The sequence below is a fragment of the Carbonatibacter coralli genome (assembly GCF_039592655.1).
GTDB lineage: Bacteria > Pseudomonadota > Alphaproteobacteria > Kiloniellales > Kiloniellaceae > Carbonatibacter > Carbonatibacter coralli.
The window spans coordinates 1-4,565 of the sequence record NZ_JBBUTJ010000018.1; the positions used below are offsets into that span (position 1 = coordinate 1).

The following is a 4,565-nucleotide window of genomic DNA, read 5'->3' on the forward strand; positions in this document are numbered from 1 at the left end:
ATTGCGCTGGCCTCCGAAGCCGCTCTTGAAACAGCCGCCGGTGCTGCTGCCGGTCCCCAGGGGGGCGGTGGTTCCTCCTACAACGATGATCTGGGCAGCGTTATCGGGTTGCTGGATGCCCAGGATGGTCTGGACGGCACAGACGGTGGCCCGCTGGATGGTGTCGGCTTTGAAACGGTTGTTCCCGATCCTGCCGAAGGTGTCTTTACCCTGAGCTTCCTGTCTGCCGCGACCGTTGTTCCTGTGGTTGATTCTCTGGAAGGAGCCGGGATTTCCGGTACTTTTGCCGGCGGTTTTGAAGATGCCCTGCCAAACCAGAATCTCGATCTTGATGGCGACCAGAGCAGTGAAGGTGATGACGGCACTGATGACAATCCCTTTGTTGAGGGTTCTCAGGAAGCCGTTGCAGCACCGATGCAGCTGATCTTTACCTTTGCTCCGGCCGATAACGAAACGCTGGATACTGTGACACTGGCAGGTATTGAAGGTTTTGACGGCTCCGGAGATGCAGGAACAACGCGTCTGTTTGTTGGTGGTTTTGGGCCCGAGTTCGAAGTGACTGCCCTGCCTGTTATTATCACGCCTGAAAACTTTGGGTCTGTCTTTGTGCTTCCGGCCCAGGACAGCGACAACGACATTGATGTTTCCGGTTCAGCGCAGATTTCCGATCCGGATTCCGGCGCGACAGCGAGCCTGCTGTTCGCCGAAACGGCTGTCGTTGATGCTGTTGCCGATGTTCCGGTTCTGACAGATGAGTTTGCTCCTTCCCGGGATGAAGAGCCGGTTGAGCTACAGCGTTCTGTTTCTGCAGGCGACAGCGATGAACCTGTTCTGCTTTCTTCCGGCGAGAATGCCACTGTTCAGGAAGAAAGTCTGGTGCGTGTTCCGGTTAACGCGCAGCTGCGGGATGTTGATGGTTCCGAGGTTCTGACCATTGCGGTTTCCGGTGTTCCGAGCGAATTCACTCTCAACAACAGCTCCTTGCCGACAGGTTGGGAAATCCAGTCCACCGTTGCAGGTGAAGACGGTACGACAACCTACACGCTGGCCTTCAATACCGAGAGTGGTGAGGGTGATGCGACAGGCCTGAGCGGTTATCTGGAATTCAACACCAATGACTTCACCACCCAGGGCGTTGCAGCAGAAGACGACAATGAGGGCGGTTCGGAAGACAGCATTCCTGATGATCAGGACGTGCTTCGTGTTGCTTCAACAGAGCCTGATGCCGATGCCGGCCGCAACAACGATGGCTCCGTCAATGACGGTGCGCCTGTTACAATCACTGTGACTGCGACGGCAGAGGAAGTGAACCTTGATGGTGGAGAGCTGACTACGGACAACAATGTGTCCAGTGCCTCTCTCGATTTTACCTTTGAAATTGCCGAAGACATTCCCGAGATCACCGCAGGTGATGACGGCTTTACGCTGACGCATGATGAGACTGCTGATGTTCAGCCCGGTACGAATGATCAGGACAGCTCTGCCCAGATCGGTGTAATTGGCACGGCTGCGATCACCTTCAACTACTCCTTCAAGACAGATGCAGCTCTTGATGAGGCGGATGGTTCTGATGGTGCCGGTGCTGCCACGGATGGCGAAGGGCCAACGGATGGTCTTGAGAATCTGGCCTTTGATCTGGATCTGAGCAGCATCAATGGCCTGGCTGCTGTTGATGGCACGGCAGATGGTTCTGCAATCACGCTTTCTGTGAACGAGGCAGGTGATGTTCTTGAAGGCCGTGATGAAGGCGGCGCTCTGGTCTTTACGGTTTCCCTGCAGCGCGATGCCGCTGAAGAAGCCAACAATGAAGGCACAAATGAAGGCGGGCTTGTCTTTACACAGTACAAGGCAATCCGTCACACCGACACCGATGCAGACAACGAGACAGAGAACTTCTCTGTGACACTGCGCATCACTGATGACGAGGGCGATACCTCAACACAAAGCTTCACAATCAACGTCAATGACGATGCTCCGACCATCGACAATCCTGTGGATTTTGCAGCATCCGACCGTGACGACGCCGTTGTTATTGATCGTGAGCCAAATGGTCTGACCAGACCAAGTCGCCCACCTCAGGAAATTTCCCGCTCGACTTTCTTCCTGAATGAGGAAAAGAATGAAGCTGAGCTTTCTTTGAGAGGTAGCCTGGCAAGAGGGAACGGCACCAATATCAATGAAGATGGCTATGAACTGCAACTGAAGCAGGGAGAAACGCTTTCTCTTGATGCCAGTGGCGCGGGCAATACGAATGGTCTTGTTATTCGGGTCTTCACACGATCTGGTGGTTCCTATGTCCAGGAACTCCAGTCTGTTGATGGTCAACTCACATACACAGCGCCTTCAGATGACGCTTATTTCATTCAGGTTTTCAATCCGAATGCCGGTCAATACAATCTGGACGTTACGATTTCCAATCCGGCGGGCATTGCAGTTTTGGACGAAGATGGCCTGACTGGAGGTAATGCCGGTGCTGAATCCGGTATTGATGGTGATGTTGCCGGTGAAGCCGTTGTTGCCACAGGTTCCCTGGGTATCGACTTCGGGACGGATGGTCCTGCTTCATCTGTGATTGCTCCTGATGGCGCGATTTCCTTCGCTGGCCTGAACGGCGCGACTGCGGGCTTTACAGTCGGTGGTGAGGCTGTGACCTACGCATGGGATGCGGGCAGCCTGACATTGAAGGCCCTGGACAGTGAGGGTGGCGAAGTCTTTGTTCTGACTGTGACTTCTGTTGTTCCTTCCCAATACAGCATTGAGCTGAAGCAATCGATCGATCATCCGGAAGCGGGTGCAGAGGACAATGTTACTCTTGATCTGCCTTTCGTTGCGACCGATGGCGACGGTGACACCATTGAGGGGTCCCTCAAGGTGGCCATCAATGATGACAGCCCTGAAAACAGTGATGCGCAACCGATTTCCGTTCTCGTGCGTGAAGATGGTCTGGGTGGCGGTGACCTTTCCGATGGCAATGGCCGTCAGGATGGTAGCGAGTTTGCCCGGATCCGCGTTTCCGATCTGGAAACCCAGGTCAGTGTCGGTGCCGATGCTCCTGTAACCTTTGCTTTCAATGCGGACCTTGCGGGACAGGCCGTTGTGGATGGTGATGGCAACCCTGTCACATCCAATGGTGCTGCCGTTGTTTATGAAGTGGTTCGCGACGGTGCAGGCGAGGTTGTTGGCATCAATGGTGTTGCCGATGGTCGCACTGTCTTTGAAGTCACACGCCGTCCAAACGGTGATTTCCGCTTTGATCTGGATGACCAGATTGATCACCCTGATGATGCTGCAAACAATGACAGTCAAACTCTGGGTCTGGATCTGTCCTCTGTCTTTACAGCGACTGACAGCGACGGAGATACAATCGTTCTGGACAGTGCGGTGACGGTCAATGTCGAGGATGATATTCCTGTGACCTTTGGCAATTTGCCGGTGCTTCTGGACGATGACAATCTGTCTGGTGGCAATCCTGGTGGCCGTGGTGACAATCCCTTTGCTCCATTCCACACCAGTGGTGTTCTGAGCCATTCCATCGGTGCGGACGAGGTGGCGACTGTTACGCTTGAAGGTGTCCAGCTGCCGAGCGGGTTCTCCTATGAACTGAACGAAGACAAGACAGAGATTGAAATCCGGGATGGTGATGTCACTGTGCTGACCATTACGCTGACAGATCAGCAAACAGGGGCCTACACTGTTGAGCAGAATGCTCCTGTTGATCATCCTGCAGGTCGTAACGAAAACAATCTTGATTTCGTTGTTCGCTATCGTGTTACAGATGCTGACAATGACTATGCCAACGGCGCAATCCTGATCAATGTTGATGATGACACACCTGTTGTCTCCGACGAGGACCGGACCGGACGCCGTGACTGGATCAAGGAAAAGAATCTTGTTGGTCAGGAAAGTCTCTCCATCTCCGGTGATCTGGAGTTCAGCCCCGGTGCTGATGGCGGTGAAATTACCTCTGTTGCTTTTGCTGGCTATGAAGACACGGAGGACAGTGACCCATCCGGTTCCACAATTACGTCCGGCGACAAGACTGTTGTGTTCACGCAGACTGTTGTTGATGGCGATATTGTTCTGAGCGGGACTGTCGATGGTGGTTCCACGCCTGTTCTCACTGTGACTGTTGATCAGGCCACCGGTGCCTACAGCGTTGAACTGTTCAAGGCGATTGATCATCCTGATCTGTCTCTGGAAGACGATGCGAATGACCGTGATCCGCTGACGCTGAACTTTGACTACACCGTCACAGATGGCGATGGTGATACTGCAACCGCGACACTGTCCGTTGTTGTTGAGGACGAGGAAGCCGATGCACATGATGTCTTTGCCGGCACTCTGAACGAAGCTGATCTGTCAGATGGCAATACTGCCAATGACCAGCTGTCCGGTGTTCTTGATGTGGATGCCAATCCTGACGGGATCAGGGTTGTCGGTCTGCGCTTCGAGGGCTGGGAAGATGGTGAGGATGGTCGTCTTGAGGGCGAAGTGCTGCGGTCCGGCGATCAGAATGTTGTCTTTGGCGATGTGACGACCAATGGCGATGGCGACCTGGTTCTGGT

Annotated in this window: 1 protein-coding gene; it reads left to right on the forward strand. The window is 53.9% G+C overall.

All coding sequences use genetic code 11. The annotated features are described in order from the left end of the window. Positions 1-4,565 (forward strand): DUF5801 repeats-in-toxin domain-containing protein (locus tag AAAH10_RS16475; RefSeq protein ID WP_343565577.1); only part of this gene is annotated, 4,565 nt, incomplete at both ends.